The 18,862-nt window shown below is 33.1% G+C and carries 19 protein-coding genes; 8 read left to right on the top strand and 11 right to left on the bottom strand.

Going from position 1 to position 18,862, the window contains the following annotated elements:
- Positions 1 to 153 precede the first annotated feature (153 nt).
- Positions 154 to 1,413, top strand: coding sequence for a proline--tRNA ligase (gene proS / locus ABWU24_RS01040; protein ID WP_015587655.1), 1,260 nt, complete (start codon positions 154 to 156; stop codon positions 1,411 to 1,413).
- The gene (locus ABWU24_RS01045; protein ID WP_015587654.1) at positions 1,410 to 1,781 is read left to right on the top strand and encodes a holo-[acyl-carrier-protein] synthase; all 372 of its coding nucleotides are present in this window, start codon (positions 1,410 to 1,412) and stop codon (positions 1,779 to 1,781) included. The genes proS and ABWU24_RS01045 overlap by 4 nt, the downstream gene beginning before the upstream one ends.
- Before the next feature lie 56 nt (positions 1,782 to 1,837).
- Here the strand turns inward: ABWU24_RS01045 and ABWU24_RS01050 are convergent, their stop codons facing one another.
- The 5 genes from ABWU24_RS01050 to ABWU24_RS01070 all read right to left on the bottom strand — a co-directional run bounded on the left by ABWU24_RS01050 (position 1,838) and on the right by ABWU24_RS01070 (position 4,651).
- Complete coding sequence (locus tag ABWU24_RS01050; protein ID WP_341815880.1) at positions 1,838 to 2,572, bottom strand: hypothetical protein; 735 nt, start codon at positions 2,570 to 2,572, stop codon at positions 1,838 to 1,840.
- A 65-nt stretch (positions 2,573 to 2,637) separates the two neighbouring features.
- Positions 2,638 to 3,027 carry a phage tail tube protein gene (locus tag ABWU24_RS01055; protein ID WP_341815879.1) on the bottom strand — a complete coding sequence of 130 codons (390 nt, stop codon included), beginning with the start codon at positions 3,025 to 3,027 and terminating at the stop codon, positions 2,638 to 2,640.
- Positions 3,002 to 3,403, bottom strand: coding sequence for a DUF3168 domain-containing protein (locus ABWU24_RS01060; protein ID WP_015587651.1), 402 nt, complete (start codon positions 3,401 to 3,403; stop codon positions 3,002 to 3,004). Before ABWU24_RS01060 ends, ABWU24_RS01055 begins: the two co-directional genes overlap by 26 nt.
- Positions 3,404 to 3,739: 336 nt before the next feature.
- Positions 3,740 to 4,270 carry a head-tail connector protein gene (locus tag ABWU24_RS01065; RefSeq protein ID WP_341815878.1) on the bottom strand — a complete coding sequence of 177 codons (531 nt, stop codon included), beginning with the start codon at positions 4,268 to 4,270 and terminating at the stop codon, positions 3,740 to 3,742.
- 102 nt (positions 4,271 to 4,372) lie between these two features.
- Complete coding sequence (locus ABWU24_RS01070) at positions 4,373 to 4,651, bottom strand: hypothetical protein (protein ID WP_341815877.1); 279 nt, start codon at positions 4,649 to 4,651, stop codon at positions 4,373 to 4,375.
- A 574-nt stretch (positions 4,652 to 5,225) separates the two neighbouring features.
- Here ABWU24_RS01070 and dut point away from each other — a divergent pair.
- Both dut and ABWU24_RS01080 read left to right on the top strand, forming a co-directional pair.
- Positions 5,226 to 5,687 (top strand): dUTP diphosphatase, encoded by a 462-nt coding sequence (dut, locus tag ABWU24_RS01075; protein ID WP_214241245.1) that lies wholly within the window; start codon positions 5,226 to 5,228, stop codon positions 5,685 to 5,687.
- 68 nt (positions 5,688 to 5,755) lie between these two features.
- Positions 5,756 to 6,400 (top strand): hypothetical protein, encoded by a 645-nt coding sequence (locus ABWU24_RS01080; RefSeq protein WP_341815876.1) that lies wholly within the window; start codon positions 5,756 to 5,758, stop codon positions 6,398 to 6,400.
- Positions 6,401 to 6,499: 99 nt separating this feature from the next.
- Here ABWU24_RS01080 and nusB read toward each other — a convergent pair whose 3' ends face one another.
- Genes nusB through yidC form a run of 3 tightly spaced genes read right to left on the bottom strand, consistent with a single transcriptional unit; the run spans position 6,500 to position 9,097 of the window.
- Complete coding sequence (nusB, locus tag ABWU24_RS01085) at positions 6,500 to 6,982, bottom strand: transcription antitermination factor NusB (protein WP_108784410.1); 483 nt, start codon at positions 6,980 to 6,982, stop codon at positions 6,500 to 6,502.
- Positions 6,982 to 7,410: a 6,7-dimethyl-8-ribityllumazine synthase gene (locus ABWU24_RS01090; protein ID WP_108784409.1), complete on the bottom strand. Its 429-nt coding sequence runs from the start codon at positions 7,408 to 7,410 to the stop codon at positions 6,982 to 6,984. The genes nusB and ABWU24_RS01090 overlap by 1 nt, the downstream gene beginning before the upstream one ends.
- Positions 7,388 to 9,097: a membrane protein insertase YidC gene (gene yidC / locus ABWU24_RS01095; protein ID WP_341815874.1), complete on the bottom strand. Its 1,710-nt coding sequence runs from the start codon at positions 9,095 to 9,097 to the stop codon at positions 7,388 to 7,390. Before yidC ends, ABWU24_RS01090 begins: the two co-directional genes overlap by 23 nt.
- Before the next feature lie 134 nt (positions 9,098 to 9,231).
- On the opposite strand from yidC, the gene ABWU24_RS01100 reads away from it, so the two are divergent.
- On the top strand, positions 9,232 to 9,735 hold the full coding sequence (locus tag ABWU24_RS01100; protein ID WP_015587643.1) for a TIGR02281 family clan AA aspartic protease: 504 nt from the start codon (positions 9,232 to 9,234) through the stop codon (positions 9,733 to 9,735).
- 5 nt (positions 9,736 to 9,740) lie between these two features.
- Here the strand turns inward: ABWU24_RS01100 and secF are convergent, their stop codons facing one another.
- Together secF and dnaA are read right to left on the bottom strand one after the other, a co-directional pair.
- Positions 9,741 to 10,616: a protein translocase subunit SecF gene (gene secF, locus ABWU24_RS01105; protein WP_135353063.1), complete on the bottom strand. Its 876-nt coding sequence runs from the start codon at positions 10,614 to 10,616 to the stop codon at positions 9,741 to 9,743.
- A 158-nt stretch (positions 10,617 to 10,774) separates the two neighbouring features.
- On the bottom strand, positions 10,775 to 12,157 hold the full coding sequence (gene dnaA / locus ABWU24_RS01110) for a chromosomal replication initiator protein DnaA (protein ID WP_015587641.1): 1,383 nt from the start codon (positions 12,155 to 12,157) through the stop codon (positions 10,775 to 10,777).
- Between the two features lie 327 nt (positions 12,158 to 12,484).
- Here dnaA and ABWU24_RS01115 point away from each other — a divergent pair, with 327 nt between their 5' ends.
- Positions 12,485 to 13,222 (top strand): glutamine synthetase, encoded by a 738-nt coding sequence (locus tag ABWU24_RS01115; protein ID WP_015588608.1) that lies wholly within the window; start codon positions 12,485 to 12,487, stop codon positions 13,220 to 13,222.
- A 3-nt stretch (positions 13,223 to 13,225) separates the two neighbouring features.
- Here ABWU24_RS01115 and ABWU24_RS01120 read toward each other — a convergent pair whose 3' ends face one another.
- Complete coding sequence (locus tag ABWU24_RS01120; RefSeq protein WP_015588607.1) at positions 13,226 to 13,978, bottom strand: hypothetical protein; 753 nt, start codon at positions 13,976 to 13,978, stop codon at positions 13,226 to 13,228.
- Positions 13,979 to 14,139: 161 nt separating this feature from the next.
- Between ABWU24_RS01120 and ABWU24_RS01125 the strand changes: the two genes are divergently transcribed.
- Both ABWU24_RS01125 and nusA read left to right on the top strand, forming a co-directional pair.
- Positions 14,140 to 17,214 carry an efflux RND transporter permease subunit gene (locus ABWU24_RS01125; RefSeq protein WP_341815872.1) on the top strand — a complete coding sequence of 1,025 codons (3,075 nt, stop codon included), beginning with the start codon at positions 14,140 to 14,142 and terminating at the stop codon, positions 17,212 to 17,214.
- Between the two features lie 87 nt (positions 17,215 to 17,301).
- A complete protein-coding gene (gene nusA, locus ABWU24_RS01130; protein WP_341815871.1) occupies positions 17,302 to 18,855 on the top strand; it encodes a transcription termination factor NusA in 1,554 nt (517 codons plus the stop codon).
- Positions 18,856 to 18,862 lie beyond the last annotated feature (7 nt).

Below are 18,862 nucleotides of genomic sequence, written 5' to 3' on the forward strand. Positions count from 1 at the left end.
AAATTCATCTATTGTTTCTTTTGAGGAGAAAAGATTAAGAATCTCTAAGGTTTAAACAAATAGAAGGAAAACACTACAACTTTCCTTTCCTAAAATAAGTTTACCTACAGGTCTGATTGTATTAAGATTACTTAGTACAATCAGATTTATCAAATGCGCTTATCTCAATATTACCTGCCAACTTTAAAAGAAACCCCTGCTGGTGCTGAAATTATTTCTCATCAATATTTGTTACGTGCGGGCTTAATCAAGCAGACAGCATCTGGAATTTATTCTTGGTTACCGCTTGGCCTTTTGGTACTTAAAAATATTGAAAATATTATCAGAGATGAAATTGGTGCTATTGAAGTGTTGATGCCTTGTGTGCAGCCAGCAAGTCTTTGGCGAGAGTCAGGACGTTACGATGATTACGGCAAAGAAATGCTGCGTATTAAAGATAGGCATGAAAGCGATATGCTTTTTGGTCCAACACATGAGGAGGTGGTAACTGATTTGATTAGAAATACGGTAAAAAGCTACAAAGATTTGCCACTTTGTTTATATCAAATTCAGTGGAAGTTTCGTGACGAAGTAAGACCTCGTTATGGCGTTATGAGAGGCAGGGAATTTCTGATGAAGGATGCATACAGTTTTGATGTAGATTACGAAGGTGCATTGAATGCATATAATTTGATGTATAAAACTTACATAAAAATCTTCAAACGCATGGGACTTACTCCAATTGGAGTTCGAGCTGATACGGGGCCAATTGGAGGAAGTTTAAGTCATGAATTTCATATATTGGCAAACACCGGTGAGAGCACCTTATATTATGACAATAAATTTTCTGAACTACTAGAGAGTGAAGATATTGAAAGTCTGAAGAGCATATATGCAGTTGCAGACGATATGCATGACCCTAAAATTTGTCCTATACCGCAAGAACAGTTAAATGTTAGTAAAGGTATTGAAATAGGGCACATTTTTTATTTTGGTGATAAATATTCGAAGCCTATGAAGGCAAGTGTTACTTCTCAAGATGGAAAAAATGTTAATATGCATATGGGTTCGTATGGTATTGGAGTTTCAAGGCTTGTTGGCGCAATAATAGAAGCTTTCCATGATGATAAAGGAATTATCTGGCCAGAGGCAGTAGCTCCTTTTAAAGTTGGTTTGATCAATTTACAAACGAAAGTAACGGAGGCTGCAGATAAAATATACAAAGCTTTGAAAAGCGATGAAGTGCTTTATGATGATACGGACGAAAGTGTAGGAGTGAAATTTGCCAGAATGGATCTGATAGGCTTGCCGTGGCAAATAATTATTGGAAAGAAAGCAGTAACTTCAAATATAGTTGAAGTAAAAAATAGAGCAACTGGCGAGGTAGAGGAAATACAAGTTGAAGAAGCAATAAATCGTTTTAGCGCAAAATGATATACGGTATTGGCACTGACATAGTATATATACCCAGAATATTGAGAATATCACAAAAATACGGGGAAAAATTTCTCAATAAAGTCTATACTAAGAAGGAGATAGAGATAAGCAAAAAATATAATAGCCAAGAAGTAAGGGCAAAATATTTTGCTAAACGCTTTGCTGCAAAGGAAGCTTTTGTTAAAGCGCTAGGCACTGGATTCAGCCAGGGAATTATAATGAAAGATATAGAAATATACAGTAATATCAGGGGAAAACCACATCTTGCTATCACAAAGGATTTCATCTCAAAAGACTACAAGATACACCTTTCTCTAAGTGATGATCAAGATTATGCTACTGCGTTTGTTGTAATTTGCGTTTAGTAGATATTGTTTAGTACATATGATTTCAAAAATTTTTTTTGAAATTATACTTTGACCTACACAGATCGACCTTTTTGTGAATCCTGGTTTCTGCTTTCTTCAACTTGTTTTGCAAAAGACGTCTCTTGTGTATTCATATGTTGAAGTGGTTTAGCAATTTCGCGTACAACGGCAGTAACTGCGGTTAAAAATGCTTTCAGAAGTGCACCTAGAGCTCCACCAACTGCTTCCCTACCATATATACGAGCTTGCTTTTCATTATCATCAGCAGTTTCCCCTGCCCTCCTTCTTGGATCCATTCTATGAGCAATAACTGAAAACAACACTCCCCTAATTGAAGACTTCATTCGTGCTTTTGCCTTCTGAACATCCCCATCACTTACTGCTTCATGTTTTTGCCTATTATTCATTAGCTCCTTTTGTTGTTGAGCACTTAAGATCTCTTCCATCAATTGTTTTCTTCTCTTTTCCAGAACTCTTTTCTTGGACTCTGATTTATCGCGAGTGTGCTTTGTGGTTTCAAGTTCTACATCAATATCCTCAGATGCTGCTTGACTATATAAGGTTTCTATGAGCCTATCTATACTTCGCTTTACTTGCATAGTCCTTTCGTAGCTATCTAAATTATCAACTCCTTCATCAATTTGACTTAAAATATCCTCAAAAGGTTTTAAATACTCTTTAAATTGCTCTTCCAGCTGATTTTCATTCTTCAAATTCCTTTCTCTTCTGTCATCGCTATTCTCTTCAACATTATCATCTCCTTCTTCGAAAAGATCCTCATCGTTCATAATTTTTTTTAATTTAGTTAAAACCCCCACTTATTATTATTGTATATGAAAAAATTAAATTAACACTAATGAAAAGTGTTTACAACTTCAGCACTAGCTAAAACTACAGTGAAGCTGTCAAAAGTGGCAGGATCGTAATATCTCTCATATAATTCAACCGAACACCTGAGTTTTATCTTCTCCTTAGCATTAAAGCTAATCTCATAATCATTATTAGAGTTTAACATTGCAGAATTACGCAATAATTCATCAGCCAATACTGAATTTAAAATGCCATTAATTTTTATTGTAATCTTTCTACTTCCAGCACAATCAAGCACTTTTCTCCAGCCAAAAGAGGAAATATCTTTCATCTCTTCTTTGTTATTACGCAAAGTAAACCTTAAGTTTCGTATATTATTCAGCACAACAAAATTATTGTCATGACCTTTAATTTTCAGCTGTAATTTTCTCATCGCTACCTCCTTGTATTAAAATATCAAAATTAATTGTTGAATGTAAAACTTCATCATGCTGATTTATAGCACAATTACTTTCCAAAATGGTCTCACTACTAATGCTCTTTACCACCAAGCCAACATGCTTTATAGCAGCAAGCATGCTGCTTATATGATAAGTATATATGTCGCATGAAAATCTTACTTTTGTAGCAAAATTAGATAGCATATGCAGGTTAACATAATTTACTATGCGCAATCTCAGATAAGGAATAGTAACCTGCTTAGGCAGGTAATCATAGATGTTAGTAACATATTTCTTTAAATCAGAGTTTGCTTTTAATGCTGCATAAATACTATTATACAACTCATTTATAATTTGAATTTTTTCCATCTCACAGATACGGTTACGAAGATTGCAATTTGCAGGTACAATAGATGGTATCATCCTAGTGCTTACTGTACGAACATTATCTGTCAAGAAGATGTCATCCCATCCCCAGACACTGGTTCACTTTATAATGATGTCGTTCCAGTAGCTCTTTCTTGTCATACCAGTACTGGGATCCAGGAATTTTATTAAGTTGGTAAGCATAAAAGTAGCCGTTTTATTTTAAAATACAACATTTTGATGATCATGAAAAAACTGGATCCCAGTACTGGTATGACATCGAAGGGGCTACTCGGATGACACCATCTGTTGTATCTGCTATTGAATGACAAACAGGAACTACAAAACAACCTTTGGTTCGCGAAATGGAGAATACACCTTCTTTACCTCAGATAAATGGCTACTTACCCCTGGCTCACGATTTTTATAAAGAGCAGAAACATGCTGTATAATACCTAGCTTTATTTGCTCAGGAACGCTATCATAACCAGCTTCATATACAACATCAGCCCTTATTATGTTTAAATAATTGAAAAATTCAATATAGCTCCCTACGTCACTAAAATAATAACTAAGTTTTCGATTTTTATCAGTAGCCAATATTATTTTGTTCACAGGACCATAACTTAAATAGATTCTACGAGGTATATAGCCTTCATATGAAACTTGCCAAGTTTGCTTTACTAGAGACTTTTCCATATGCCACTGAGCATAATCAGTTGCCATAAAAATAAAACTTGAAATCAACTTATCATCTTGATCATTTTCAATTCGTAAAAAAGATTTAACCTCTCCTAAAGTTACTGGAAAAGATTTAGGCTTAGATTTACGTCGTATATTTATGATGGGATACTTTGGTCTTGTTGACATAACAACCCTCCTTTTCTATATATAGCTAAAATAAGTAAGACTTATCCATAAAAAATCTTACTTATTTTAGTTATCACTTAATATTAAGTTGCAGCAGCAACTCTATCGTACAAGTATATTGAGAAGAGAACGTATTAACGCTGTTTCTCCTTTTTTTAGGCCGGATTTTAGTAGATTGACATTCTGAGAATGAATGTTATTGAAAGTGGAGTTTATCTCTTTAGCAAGTAGACTGCGAAATTTCTGCACACTTTCATATGCGATATTTTCAAGTTCATGTGCAAACTTATCTTGAGCTACAGCTGATATGTCTTCAACTTTCTCATTGAACTCTTCTAGCTTTCTTTCCTTACCTTTAAAATTTTTCGTAAAAGTTTTCATATTAATTGGCCTCAACTATTCTTATAATTATAATGACAATAAAAAGACTACCGAAGTAAAAAATTAGCACTACAATACTGCAAACAACAGCAGCACACCAAACCGGTTCACTTTATAGCGTAAATTCAAGTATGTCATTCAAGTACCCCTTTTTTGTCATCCCAGTGCCCAGGCACTGAGATCTAGGAACCAGCGTCACGCACTGGAATGACACCCTCTATATAAACGTTAAGAAATTTACTAATAAAAAAAGGTAAAAGTGTTAGCTAGTTGTTACTCTCTAATCCTAAAAATTGGCGTTCTATACTGTATTTAAACATTTTATAAGCTCGCTTCAGCTTATATTAGGTGAAAACCCTAGAAATTATTGTGAAGACATAAAGTGCACATAGCGCAAAGATTTATAAGACGCCAACTGTATAATACTTTTGTCGTCTAATCTGCATAGATTGAAGGCAATAAAACAACTTCAATTTTATAGTAAGGAAGCTGAAAAATTTGTCAAGTAGTTTTCTTATCTTTTACAGGCATAATTTACATGCTACAATCAAATTTTCATAACTGGTGAATAAAAATGCAAAGAGATAAAATTAAAGTAGAAATAAAAAAGTTATCACATGGCAAAAGCTTGCCTCTTCCCTGTTATGCAACTATGCAGAGTGCTGGCATGGATCTTTATGCTGCATTGGACGACTCTGTTATTTTAAATCCACTTGAAAGGTTACTTATTCCAACTGGCATTGTGATTGCAATACCAAACGGTTTTGAAGGGCAAGTTCGCCCACGTTCTGGGCTTGCTGCAAAATATGGAATCACTGTCTTAAATTCTCCGGGCACTATAGACTCCGATTATCGAGGTGAAGTTAAAGTTTGCCTAATCAATCTAAGTAATCAGCCATATGAAATAAAAAGAGGAGATAGAATCGCACAAATCCTCATTACTCCTGTATCTCAAGTAATTTGGGATGACAGAGAAGAATTCTACACAGAAGAAACCGTCCGCAATGAAGGGGGCTTTGGCTCAAGTGGTAGATAATTTATTGCTTATAAGTTGACAATAATAATTTTTTACATATTACTTCAACTTATTTAAATGAGATAATTATGTTAACTTCTAAGAGCTATCTTCAAAAAACAAACATTGTACTTATAGTACTTACTTCTCTATGTGTCATAAGTGCAGCAACAGCACTTTCAGTTCCATGTTGGACGTCTTCAGCTTTGATGATAGGGCCAATTGGAATGAATCTACTTGCAACTGTTACCGTTGCACTGATTGCTTCAGTAACATATTCCATCATGAAAAATAATGAAATATCTGAGCTTAAAGCTCCGAGAATTGTTACTGGTAGCTATCAAAGATACCTGATGTTGCAGGTAACAGATAAAGATCTTAAATTTATTGAAGAGAACTATAAGAACGAAAATGGTGAATATATCATAGATTTTACTAACTCAAAAGGTGAAATATTCAAAGCTGCAAGTTATGGCCAGATTAAATACAAGGATAATCCTGATCCGATCTTGCTTGGCAACACTAAACTCCTTGATCTACATCAGCTATACAAGAAGAAAGGGGATAGTATATTTGAACAGATAAATTGTGAACAGGAATTAGAAACGTTAGGTTTAGGCGTTGAAGAAAATGATGCTAAAGAAATAATCATCGAATTTGTGCCAAGCTCAATTGTTAAGTCACCAAAAGTTGAACACGAAAAGCCAGAAAGATTATTAATCAGCCAAGTATAAAAGGAATAAGTCTTCCCTTCATTTTTTAGTGTTAATGACTTAAACTTATTGTAGAAACTGTCTCAAAAAATAGATATTCACATACTTGTAAGAAATTTGCTAAGGATTTTTATTTAGTCTGACTGCATCCTTTACCTTATCTAACAACCCATTAATAAAGCCAATTTTGTTTGGAGCATCAAGTAAATCAGATGCAATGTTAGTATATTCATTAATAACAATTGGTGCTGGTGTATCAAAATCAATTAACTCACATACTGCAATACGCAAAATAGATAAGCTTATAAGATTTAATCGTGAAAGTGACCAGCTTGGGTGTAAATAAGACTCTATTATTTTATCATATTCTTCACTGCTTTTTATAACCTTACATAACAAGTTTTCTAAGAACTGATGTTCAAATTCTTCACATTCAAATATATCTTTCAACGTACTTATGTAGTCCTTAAGCTCACAATTTTCCAATTTAAAAGTGCTTTTGTTGTAACTTACAAAAATATTTGAATAAGCAATTTGTACAGCAAGAAATCTTGCCGTACTTCTTTTTATGCGCCACTTTTTATCTATTGGTTTTTCCTCCATTATTTTAATTTATTGTGTAGATCTATCATATGCAAAACAGTTGAGGCTGCATGACCACCAACGTTCTTTTTATTTTTGTCAGCTCTAATTAGTGCTTTATCTTTGCTGTCAGCGGTAATTACGCCTATACCAAGGGGTATTGCATAATGCATAATAACTTCATTTAAGCCTTCAATTACTCCTTTACAAACGTATTTATAATGATCAGTTTCACCGCGAATCACGCACCCAAGAGCTAAATAACCGTCATAATTAGCATTCTTGCTTTTTACTGCAAAGAGAATTGTAGCTGGTATCTCAAATGCACCAGGAACTTCAATTATGTCATAGCTTGCATGACTTTCTTTTAATCTATCGACTGCACCTTCAAGCAAAAGGTTCGCTATTTCGGTATAATAAATTGAATTAACTATTAGTATTTTCGACATTTATCCCGACTTTTCTTGTTAAGAAGAACTTTATTAAGTATTGTTGAACCAGAGTTATAATATTACTAAATATCCAATATATTACCAGGCCGGCAGGAAAAGAAGAAAAAATAAAGACAGAAATGTAAGGTAAAAACTTCATAACATTTACTTGAATATCATCTTTACTGGTTTGATCTTTCTCACTTAGCTTCTGCTGAATTATCATGGTAGCGCCAAAAATTATAGGTAAAATGCCTATAGAAATAGGAAAGTTATAATTAAATAACCCAAATAATGTAAAAATGTTTGTTGGATCAGAAGCTGAAAGATCCTTAATCCATAAATAAAAAGGGGCGTGTCTCATCTCTATAGTAACAAATAATACTTTATACAGAGCAAAAAATACTGGTATTTGTATGAGCATAGGGAAAATGCTCGACATTGGATTTACATTGTTTCTCTTGAACAACGCAATTGTCTCTTTGTGCTGCTTTAAGCTGTCATTTTTGTACAACTCTTTTATACGAGTTAATTCAGGCTGCAGGCTTTTCACCTTGAACATCGAAATATATGATCTATTAGATAAGGGAAGCATTAAAAGTTTGATTACTAAAGTTAGCAATAATATTGCTAAGCCAAAATTTTTCAAAACAAAGTTAAAATATTCAAGCAGTAAAAACACCGGCTTGGTTATAAAATAAAGAACACCAAAATCTACAGCCTTATCAAACAAAGGTATATTGAGAGTGTCTTTATAAGAATCAAGTAAATTCAATTTCTTTGCCCCAGCAAAAAAGTAGTTCAGAGTAGAAGCACTTGTACCAGGGAGTATGTGTGTGTAAGGTCTAACAAAATCTGCTTGAAACTTATCAATGTTATTAACATTCGTGTGTTTAATGCTCACATTTATTTTATCTGATTTCTCAGGTATGATGGCTGTAAGCCAGTATTTATCAGCAAAACCAAACCAACTTTTTTCACTCGTGCTTGCCTTTATTAAACGCTTCTTAGAAATATCCTTATATGTCCACTCCTCTAGCTTATTGTTAAATGCACCTAGTACTCCTTCATGTGATATCCAATAGGATTCATTAATATTATCACGTTTACGATTGATTTTACCATAGGGAACCAAAACTACATTATCTTTTGTATTGTTTTCAATAATTTGCTCAACTTTAAACATGTAGTTATCGTCAAGGCTAATTTTCATTCTAAATAAAATGCCATTTCCATTATTCCAAAATAAATTGACCTCTTTTTGATTGAGTTTATCTGCTTGCCATACTGTTTTATAATCTGGAACTTTAATCTTTTCATTCGGATCGAGCCACCCAAATTCTGCGAAATATACATCTTTTGATTCTGCAGGTGACAGTAACACCACTTGTGAAGAAGAAGAACTCGGTTCTAAGTGGTAGTTAGTTAAGATTAAGTCATCAAACCTTGCACCTTTCAGAGAAATTGATCCTTCAAGCATGTTATTGGTTAAATTAACTCTCTGTTCTCTAGTAGAATTAATAATTTCAGAACGATTTTGGTATATCATAGGAGCAAGGTCGTTAGAAGATTCGATATGTTCAATATTTTCAATCGATGGTTGTCTTTGGCTCGTGTTAAGAAAATTATCATAAATAATATGCCATGATACTATAATCAATATAGAAAGAATTGTTGCTAAAATTAAATTTTTTGCTTCTGACATGAAATTAAATCGAACATACCTCCTTAAAGTATATATTAAATATTGTACTAAAACAATAAGATTTACTTATTTTTAATAATAGCTTTTAACGCTAATCTTAAAAATTTACTCTTATAGCTTCAAATTTTAATAATATGAATGCAGCAAAAAATCTAGTTATTTGGCTACTGATAATAGTCATTACTGCAATGTTTATTGATTCACAAGGAGATAAACTAAGCAATAGGTTTCTGAGCACTTTTCTACCGTACACAGGAAGGGTTCAAAATGGCGGAAGTATTGAATTTACAAAGTCATACGATGGACACTTTTATATTCAAGCTCAAGTCAATGATCGTAATATAACGTTTTTGCTTGATACCGGAGCAACTGATATTGTTCTATCGCAAAAAGATGCGTTACATGCTGGTATTAACTTACAAAACATTCAAGATTTTAAAATATATGAAACTGCAAAAGGTCAAATAAAAGCTGGTGTTGTTCACATCCCTCAAGTTAAAATAGGAAATTTTTTAATTAATGATGTGCACGCTAGTGTTAATACTCACTCTATGTCCCATTCATTACTTGGCATGAGCTTTTTGAGATATTTTCATTTTACTATTAGGGATAATAAGTTGATATTATATCGTAGTTAAACGTTCTATACTCTACTTATCAACGCTCTGCAGGTCAATATAGGAGCAGAGATAAATATTGCGGAACAGGTGCCGATTGCAATGCCAAAAGAAATGATTAAGCAGAAGTCTCTGACCATACCTGTACAAATCAGCACTAAAGGAAGAGCGGCAAGAAGAGTAGTACCTGAAGTTAACATAGTTCGAAATAGCGTCGAATTAATGCTGGCATCAACTACTTCACCTATTTTTGCATTTTTTCCACTTTTTTGATACTCTCGAATCCGATCATATATAACCACTGAGTTATTGATTGAGTAGCCAATTACGGTAAGGAGAGCTGCAACTGATGAAATATTAAACTCAATACTCGTTAAACTGATAAAGCCAAGAGTTAAAATCACATCATGGATCAGTGCCATTATTCCACCAAGTCCACACTGCCAGTTAAATCTAAGCCAAACATAAAAAAATATTCCAATAATTGCAATTAACATGGCTGATATCCCTTCAAATATCTGCGTTGAGCCTATTTGTGGACCAACATAATCTATTTTGCGATAAGTTACTAAATTACCTAATTTGCTTTCTAATATACTTTTAACCTTTTTAATTTTATCTTCATCTCCTTCATCTTTAAACCGCACAACTAAGTTATCACCAGCTTTTGAACTCTGTATCGTAAATCCACTCTCTTTTAGTATACTGAGAATAGCATCATCCTTGCTTGAAGATTTTATCTCTATCAAAATTCCACCTGTAAAGTCTATACCCAAATTCATTCCACGCAGCATAAAAGTAAGCATTGAAAAAATGATAAGAATAACGCTAACAAGTGCTGTCAAATTTCTATATTTACTAAATTTTATATCAAGATTATCTGGAATAAGTCTAATTGCCATATTTCCTACTTAAATTATGATTTTATATACTTTTTAAGCAATCGACTAGCTATTTTCTCTTAGCTTATACTAATAATGATCTTTGATTTACTTAATCTACTTGAAAAAGATATTTGATCAAAAAAAATGAAAACAGTCTGGTTGTCATTAATAAAGTGCTACTTAAACATCTTTTTTAATCGATTGATTTCATCAGCAAATTTTGGATCAGTTCTTATGAAATTTTCCACTTGTTTGACTGCGTGTATAACAGTAGCATGATCTCTACCACCAAAATTTCTTCCAATATCTGGCAAACTTTTTTGCGTAAACTTCTTTGCGAAATACATAGCTATTTGTCTCGGCCTCGCAAGACTACGGAGCCTTCTATTAGATTGCATATCTGCAATCTTTATATTGAAAAATTCAGCTATTTTTTTCTGTATTTCTTCTATTGTGATTGACCTATGATTTGACCTAAGAAGATCAATCAGGGTCTCACTAGCTGATTCTACTGTCATGCTTCTTCCAATTAACGAGGTATGAGCAACCTTATTTAATGCTCCTTCTAGTTCTCTTATATTGGATTTTATATTCCTTGCCAAAAATTCTAGGACATCCTTTGGAACATACATATTCATTCGTTCCACTTTCGCCTGCAATATACCAAGTCTTAATTCAAAAGTTGTTTCATTAATATCTGCAACTAATCCCCAACCAAGTCGTGATTTTATTCTTTCTTCTACTCCATCAAGATCACTAGGAGACCTATCAGCTGATATAACCAATTGTTTATTTTGGTCTATCAATGCATTGAAAGTGTGAAAAAATTCTTCTTGTGTACTATCTTTACCACTGATAAATTGCACATCATCTACCATCAATACATCTACTGATCTAAATTGCTCTTTAAATAACATAATATCTTTGCTCCGCAGCGCCGTAATATATTGATACATAAATTTCTCTGCTGATAAATATACCACTTTTCTTTTTGCTGACGGAGAATTGACTATGTCCCAAGCTATAGCATGCATTAAATGTGTTTTACCAAGTCCCACTCCACCATATAGAAATAAAGGGTTGCTTCCTGATATTGGATCTATAGATTCCGCTACACGCTTTGCCGCTGTAAATGCTAACTCATTTGACTTTCCTACCACAAAATTATCAAAAGTGAATCTGGTATCTAGTGGTGAACCAAGATTATGATTATTTTCCTCTCTATTTTTTAGTATCGTATTAGAATTTGAATTTCTTTCTTCAATTAATTGAATATCAATAGAACATACACTTTGATCTTCGCTTTGCCATAATGATAATATTTTTTCCATGTAGTGAACTGTAATCCACTCCTTTATAAATCTTGTTGGTACAGACAACAAAACTTCTCCATTTCTGTTGCTGATAAACCTTAGTGAACTCAGCCAGCTGTTATATGTTGCTTCTCCATAGAGATTATGGAGATAATTTTGGATTTTTTCCCAAGTAACATTGTGGTCCGTTACTGTAATAATCTGATCAAAAAACATAGTAGAAACCTTAGGGTTAATTAAGTTCATATACCACACCAAGAAAGAACAATAATCAGAAAGATGCAAGATAATCAATAGCTTACTGCAAGATAAAAAGCTAACACTACTTAATACATACTTAAAATTATGTAGATTTTTTGACGAGTTGTAAAGAGTATAAAAGCACTAAAATTGATCATTTTTTTGAAATAAAAACAATCAATTTGTAAATGTCGCTTGTACCGAGGGTTAGAAGTATATTATTAAAAAAATAGTAATATATTATGTATAAATAAGATATTAAATTTACTGATAAATAAGTAAAGTACTCGCATAAATATAGCTAATTTAGTATAAATTTATTAAAGCAAATTTATGATTATATTAAGTAATTTGAGTCATAATACTGTATTCGGTATTGAACTGGAGTTTTACACTGAGGGAATAAAAAAAGAATATTTATTTCTGAATAGCATCAAAAATAAAATAGCTTCTCTTGGATTTTTTTGTGAGAAAGAGAGTTCTTTAAACCAATATGAGATAAAAAGTGACTGTTATACGAGCTCTGATAATTTAATTATGCATTTTGAGTTGGCAAAACAATTACTTACTGAAGTAGCACAAAAACTTGGGGGAAATGTTTCTTTTAAAGCAAAGCCTTATCTGGATAGAGCAGGCAGTGCATTAAATGTGCATGTTAACCTTATGAATTCAAATAACGATAACTTATTTTACAGCAGCAAACAAAAATATAGTGACCACCTGATTCACAGCATAGGTGGACTATGTGCAATGATGAAAAAACATATGTTGTTTTTTGCTCCAAATGATGATTCATATTTAAGATTTCAGTACCCAGATATTCATACTCCAACGACGATTAGTTGGGGAGTGAATAACAGAACTGCTGCAATAAGAATCCCCTATTTTGGCAACGATTCCAAAAGATGCCGCCTAGAGCACCGTGTTCCTGGAGCAGATTGTAACCTTGAAAAAGTACTCACAGCAATAATTGAAGGTATAGTTTTTGGTATAGAGAACAAAATTGCTCCGCCAAATAGAGTGTATGGGATTGCATCTGATCCTCAATATAAGATGGAGAGTTTGATATAGCAACTACCTGTTAAACCCTAACCCATTAAACTCCTTTGAGGTAATTGGCCATTCTAGCACTTTCCTCACATCATTATTTACATTCCCATACCGTAATAGCAAGTCTGCAGCAGATAGTTTCTGCGTACTTTTAGACTTAGGCCCTATATTGGGAAGGTTGCTTGGTGGCTGCTCAGGAAGTGGATTACCAGATACATCCATGTGTTCAGGAAGAGATTTCATCTGATTCTTTATAGAGCTAGAGCTATTTTGTGTAAGAGTTTTATCATCTGGCATGCCAAGAATAATTTTCTCAGGCACTACCATAGTTTTTGTATAATCAACAGGATTACTATTTTCAGCATCTATAGTTACATGAATTGGTTCGCCAAACGCATTTATAGGGCCACCAAGTGATCCTTTCTCCATGCGTTCTTGTGCTCTTTTCCTTATTATTTCTTCTTCTAACTCAGTTTCAGTTCTTTCTGGTTCTTTTACGGTATCTTTTTCTTCACCTTCATCAACACTGATATACCCTTCATCTTCTGAAACTTTATCTCCTGAAACACCAGTAATTTCAGCAGGCTGTTCTTTTTTAGTTCTTATTTTATGAATCAGCAAAAGTAATAAGTAAGTAACTGCAGCAGCAGTAACTATAATGGCTATTTTTGCAGCAATGTGAATCACTGTCAAAAACACTAAGGTTGATGAAAGCCCAATCAACCCAGATACGATCACTTTATTCTTGCCTTCTGTCACACTTAGAACTGCTACCATAATAATCCCTCAAATACCATACTAAAGTTATATTATATAGAAATTTTCTTACGCTTGCAAAACTGTAAAAATTTTAATCATTTACATAAAGACATATAAGGATTAATTAATATATAATTTATCTTAGCTATAATATGATATAAATACGTATAATGTTTGGCATGAAAAGCTTACTTGTAGAGAGGAATAGAACAGTAATATTATTGCTTATCGTGATTTTTACCTTCGGCTCATACACTTATATAAAGATGCCAAGAGAAAGCAATCCTGATATACAGATTCCTATAATTAGTGTATTTGTCGGGTTTCCTGGTATTTCTGTCGAGGATAGTGAAAAGCTATTAGTGCTTCCTATAGAAAATGAACTAAGATCCATCGAAGGTGTAAAAGAATTGAGAGCTTTTGCAACTAATGATGGTGCTCACATGATAATCGAATTTAGAACAGAGTATAATAATAAAGAAGTGCTCGATAATGTCCGTTCAAAGCTTTTAAACATAAAATCAAAATTACCTATTGAAGCAGAATCTCCGATAATCAATGAAATAGACTTGAGCTTATTTCCGATACTAAACGTTGGCTTGATTGGTAATTTGCCGGAAAGAGCTTTAACTGAAATAGCACGCAAACTAAAGAAAGAAATAGAAGCTCTGCCAAATGTTCTTAAAGTTGAAGTAGCAGGTATGCGTAAAGAAACAGTGGAAGTTATAATTGAGCCCACAGTTCTAACAAAATATAACATTCAATCAAATGAGATATTTCAAGCTATATCACACAACAACAGATTGGTAGGAGTCGGATCACTAGAAAATGATACCGGTAAATATTCGATTAAAATATCAGGGTTATTAAAAGATATAGAAGATATTATGAATATTCCTATTAGATCTCAAAGTGATGCAGTTTTGAGAATCAAAGATATAGCAAAAGTATACCTTGGGTTTGAGGATCACCAAGGATTTGCTCGTATTAATGGACTACCTAGCATTGTACTAGAAATTTCAAAACGTAATGGAAAAAACATAATAGACACGGTAAATCAAGTAAAATACTTAATGGACAAAGCAAAAGATCAATTACCTGAAAATTTAAAAGTAGTTTATTTGAATGACCAGTCAAAAAATGTACGTGATGTGCTTGACGACTTGGAAAATGGTATAATATTTGCCGTATTACTAATATTAACCATAATGATGCTCTTTATGGGAACAAGGGCTGCTATTCTTGTTGCACTATCAATACCTGGCTCCTTTCTCATAGGAATAATGGCTCTTTACCTAATGGGTATTACTCTAAATATAGTTGTGCTCTTCAGTCTAATTATGGCAGTTGGCATGCTGGTTGATGATGCAATTGTAATCAGCGAATATGCTGATAGAAAGATGATTTGTGGCATGGATAAAGTAGAAGCCTTTTGCACCTCAGTTCATGATATGTTCTATCCAGTTTTATCATCAACATTGACTAAATTAGCAGTGTTTTTCCCTCTGTTACTCTGGCCCGATACAGTCGGTAAATTTATGCAGTACATACCAATTACAATAATTCTAACTTTAACTGGATCGCTAATTATGGCTTTGGTTTTTATACCAACACTTGGTGCAATATTTGGTAAACCTTCAATAACTTCAAAAAAAGAAATAATAAGAATGAGTGCTATAGAAAGTGGTGAGGTAAAAAATACTGGGCTTATAATAAGAACTTATGTACGTATGTTAGAGAAAGTCTTAGATCACCCCAAAAAATTTGTATGTGTTATTGTATGTGTTTTATTTTTGTCTAGTATATTATATTTTACTTTTGGTCCTGGATTAAAGTTCTTTCCGAATGTAGATTCAGATAACATTTTAATCAGCGTTAAAGTAAAAGAAAGCTTATCAGCCAAAGAACGAGATTTGATACTTAAGAAAGTAGAAGAACGTATTTTGGGTGTTGAAAAAGAAATTTATGTTTTTTATGCTCGATCAGGAAAATTTTCAGACAACGTTATTGCCAAAATTCAATTGGAACTTGTAGATTGGCGCTGCAGGCGCAAAGCTAAGCAAATACTAAATGATATAAGGAGCAGTGTGCAAAACATAAAAGGAGTAATAATTGATGTACAGGAACAAAAGTCAGGACCATCAGCTGACAAGCCAATACAAATTAACTTAAGCGGAAGTGCATCCAACTTGAATTCAGTAGCAGAGAAAATCCTAAAAATTATGGACCAACCTTCATCTGGATTTATAAATATTCAAGATAGTAGATCAGCACCTGAAATAGAGTGGAATATGAGTATTGATAAGAGTAAGGCTACAAGCTCTGGAGTAAGTGTTGCAACCATCGGTGATTTTATAAAGATGGTTACAAATGGAGTATTAATTGGAAAATATAGACCAAATAACGCAGATGAAGAAATTGATATTGTACTACGTTTTCCCAGAAAGAATCGCAACATGAAAACTATAGATAACCTTTTTATTAACACAGCAAATGGACCATATTCTATGAGTAGCATAGTGAAATATGTTCCCGAAAAAAAGGCAAATAAACTAAGTAGGATTGATGGATCACGCACAGTAATAATCTCTGCTGACGTTGATACTGGCTATCTTATTGATGAAAGAGTTAAGTTCATTCAAAATTCGATTACTCAAGACTGTAGTAAAGGAGTAAAGATTAATTTCAAAGGTGACAAGGAAGATCAACAGAAATCAGGAGCATTTTTATTAAAGGCTTTTATATTAGCAATTACATTGATGATATTGGTGCTAGTGGCACAGTTTAACAACATATACTATACATTTATCGTAATGACAGCAGTGTTTTTATCAACAACATGTGTATTTTTCATTTTCTTTCTTATTCAGAAAGTTTTTGTAGTTGTCATGTGTGGAGTGGGGATAATTGCTTTAGCAGGAATTATAGTGAATAATAATATACTATTGCTTGATGCCTTTCATCAGCAAATTAAGGTGCGCAAAAATAACATTAAGCAATGTATAATAAACGCTTCAATTTCTCGAATAAGACCAATACTACTTACCGTTGCAACTACAGTTCTTGGTTTAATACCGATGATTACTAGGTTAAATATCAGTTTTTTTACGCTACAAATCACATATGATGCTCCATCAAGCCAGTGGTGGGTTGATATTTCAGCAACCATAGCAAGTGGAATATTGGCTGCAACGGTCTTAACTTTATTCTTTACTCCGGCATTGCTTATCATACAAAGACATGAAAAAACTTGACTTAAATTAGCAATCATTCAACATTTAAGATAGCGTTCTTTACATGTTGAAGCTATAATTATAACTAATTAAATTGGATTTATTTATATGATTGCTAATCGTAAAAGCAGTGTTAAGCAGAAAAGCAACAAGAATAACATAGTTGGAAGCCTTGATGTAATAAAAACAGCGGGAGAGCTCTCACTTCAAAAAGGTTTGGATTTTAATATTATAATAAATGCACTTAAAAGTGCTATCGAAGCAGTAGCTCAACAAAAGTATGGTAGCAAAAGTAAAATTGTAGTTAATATAGATAGAAACACAGGCAAAGTTACCTCATATAGACAACTAAAAGTCATTAATGATGAATCAAATGAAAATGAGTGTGACTTAATTAAGTTGACACAAGCTAAGTTAATAAAAGAAGATGCAAAAGTTGGAGATACTATTAGTGAGTTGATTTCTCTTAACACTGATCTTGTTTCAGCAAGAATTGCCCAGCAAAAGATTTCTGAAATAATCAAAGATGAAGAGTTAAAAAAGCAATATGAGGAATTTAAAGACAAGGTAGGAGAAATGAGGTATGGCATCGTTAAACAAGTAGAATATTCAGATCTTATTATAGACATAAACGGAATTGGAGCATACCTTCCTTTACGAAACTTAATTGGTGGTGAGTCATTTCGTGAAGGCGATAAGGTTAAAGCTTACATACAGGCTGTTAAGCGCTCTGACGATGGACGTCAAATCATTCTTTCTAGGGCTCATGAAGGCTTTTTAGAGGCATTGTTGAATCAAGAAGTACCAGAAGTTGCTGACGGATTGATAACAATTAAAGGTATAGCTAGAGACGCTGGTTCAAGATCTAAAGTTGCTGTTTTTTCATCTGATAAGAATATCGATCCAGTAGGTGCTTGCGTTGGAGTTAAAGGAGATAGAATAAAAACTATTATACACGAATTAAACGGTGAAAAAATCGACGTCATACATTACTCATCAGATTTGGGTCAATTTGTTATTAAAGCCATTACTCCTGCAGAAGTATCAAAGGTCATTATTGACGAAAATGAAAATTGTATAGAGTTAATAGTTGCTGAAGATCAATTGAGTTTAGCTATAGGAAAAAAGGGTCAGAATGTAAGATTAGCTTCAGAGCTTGTTGGATGGAAAATTGAGATATTAAGCACTCAGCAAGAATCAGAAAGAAGAAATAAAGAATTTAGTCAATGTTCAGTTTTATTTGCTGAAGCTTTAAACTTAGAAGAGATTATGGGCCAATTATTGGTAACAGAAGGTTTTTCAAGTGTAGAAGATATATCTAACACTTCAATTAAGGAACTTGCTTCAATAGAGGGCTTCAATGAAGATATTGCAAATGAACTTCATAATAGAGCAAATAATTACCTGAAAGCAGAGAATGATAGAAAAATAGAAGAGCTAAAAAATTTAGGTATGGAAGACGATGTAATCAACTTAGCCTTATCAATAGATAATAAAATTGCTCTTAGTAAACATAATATTAAAACTTTAGAGGACATAGCAGATTTATCAAATTATGAGTTTTGTAGCATACTCTCTTCCTCAACTAACAATAAAGACAATCTAAAAGATACAGCAGATTTAATAATCATAGAAGCACGCAAAAAGCTTGGATTAATATAAAAACAAT

Source organism: Wolbachia endosymbiont (group B) of Hofmannophila pseudospretella (genome assembly GCF_964028515.1).
Taxonomy (GTDB): domain Bacteria; phylum Pseudomonadota; class Alphaproteobacteria; order Rickettsiales; family Anaplasmataceae; genus Wolbachia.

Excerpts from the sequence above, each read along its gene's own strand:
- proS (WP_015587655.1), top strand. The coding sequence starts at position 154 with ATGCGCTTATCTCAATATTACCTGCCAACTTTAAAAGAAACCCCTGCT.
- ABWU24_RS01045 (WP_015587654.1), top strand. The coding sequence starts at position 1,410 with ATGATATACGGTATTGGCACTGACATAGTATATATACCCAGAATATTG.
- ABWU24_RS01050 (WP_341815880.1), bottom strand. The coding sequence starts at position 2,572 with ATGAACGATGAGGATCTTTTCGAAGAAGGAGATGATAATGTTGAAGAG.
- ABWU24_RS01055 (WP_341815879.1), bottom strand. The coding sequence starts at position 3,027 with ATGAGAAAATTACAGCTGAAAATTAAAGGTCATGACAATAATTTTGTT.
- ABWU24_RS01060 (WP_015587651.1), bottom strand. The coding sequence starts at position 3,403 with ATGGAAAAAATTCAAATTATAAATGAGTTGTATAATAGTATTTATGCA.
- ABWU24_RS01065 (WP_341815878.1), bottom strand. The coding sequence starts at position 4,270 with ATGTCAACAAGACCAAAGTATCCCATCATAAATATACGACGTAAATCT.
- ABWU24_RS01070 (WP_341815877.1), bottom strand. The coding sequence starts at position 4,651 with ATGAAAACTTTTACGAAAAATTTTAAAGGTAAGGAAAGAAAGCTAGAA.
- dut (WP_214241245.1), top strand. The coding sequence starts at position 5,226 with ATGCAAAGAGATAAAATTAAAGTAGAAATAAAAAAGTTATCACATGGC.
- ABWU24_RS01080 (WP_341815876.1), top strand. The coding sequence starts at position 5,756 with ATGTTAACTTCTAAGAGCTATCTTCAAAAAACAAACATTGTACTTATA.
- nusB (WP_108784410.1), bottom strand. The coding sequence starts at position 6,982 with ATGGAGGAAAAACCAATAGATAAAAAGTGGCGCATAAAAAGAAGTACG.
- ABWU24_RS01090 (WP_108784409.1), bottom strand. The coding sequence starts at position 7,410 with ATGTCGAAAATACTAATAGTTAATTCAATTTATTATACCGAAATAGCG.
- yidC (WP_341815874.1), bottom strand. The coding sequence starts at position 9,097 with ATGTCAGAAGCAAAAAATTTAATTTTAGCAACAATTCTTTCTATATTG.
- ABWU24_RS01100 (WP_015587643.1), top strand. The coding sequence starts at position 9,232 with ATGAATGCAGCAAAAAATCTAGTTATTTGGCTACTGATAATAGTCATT.
- secF (WP_135353063.1), bottom strand. The coding sequence starts at position 10,616 with ATGGCAATTAGACTTATTCCAGATAATCTTGATATAAAATTTAGTAAA.
- dnaA (WP_015587641.1), bottom strand. The coding sequence starts at position 12,157 with ATGAACTTAATTAACCCTAAGGTTTCTACTATGTTTTTTGATCAGATT.
- ABWU24_RS01115 (WP_015588608.1), top strand. The coding sequence starts at position 12,485 with ATGATTATATTAAGTAATTTGAGTCATAATACTGTATTCGGTATTGAA.
- ABWU24_RS01120 (WP_015588607.1), bottom strand. The coding sequence starts at position 13,978 with ATGGTAGCAGTTCTAAGTGTGACAGAAGGCAAGAATAAAGTGATCGTA.
- ABWU24_RS01125 (WP_341815872.1), top strand. The coding sequence starts at position 14,140 with ATGAAAAGCTTACTTGTAGAGAGGAATAGAACAGTAATATTATTGCTT.
- nusA (WP_341815871.1), top strand. The coding sequence starts at position 17,302 with ATGATTGCTAATCGTAAAAGCAGTGTTAAGCAGAAAAGCAACAAGAAT.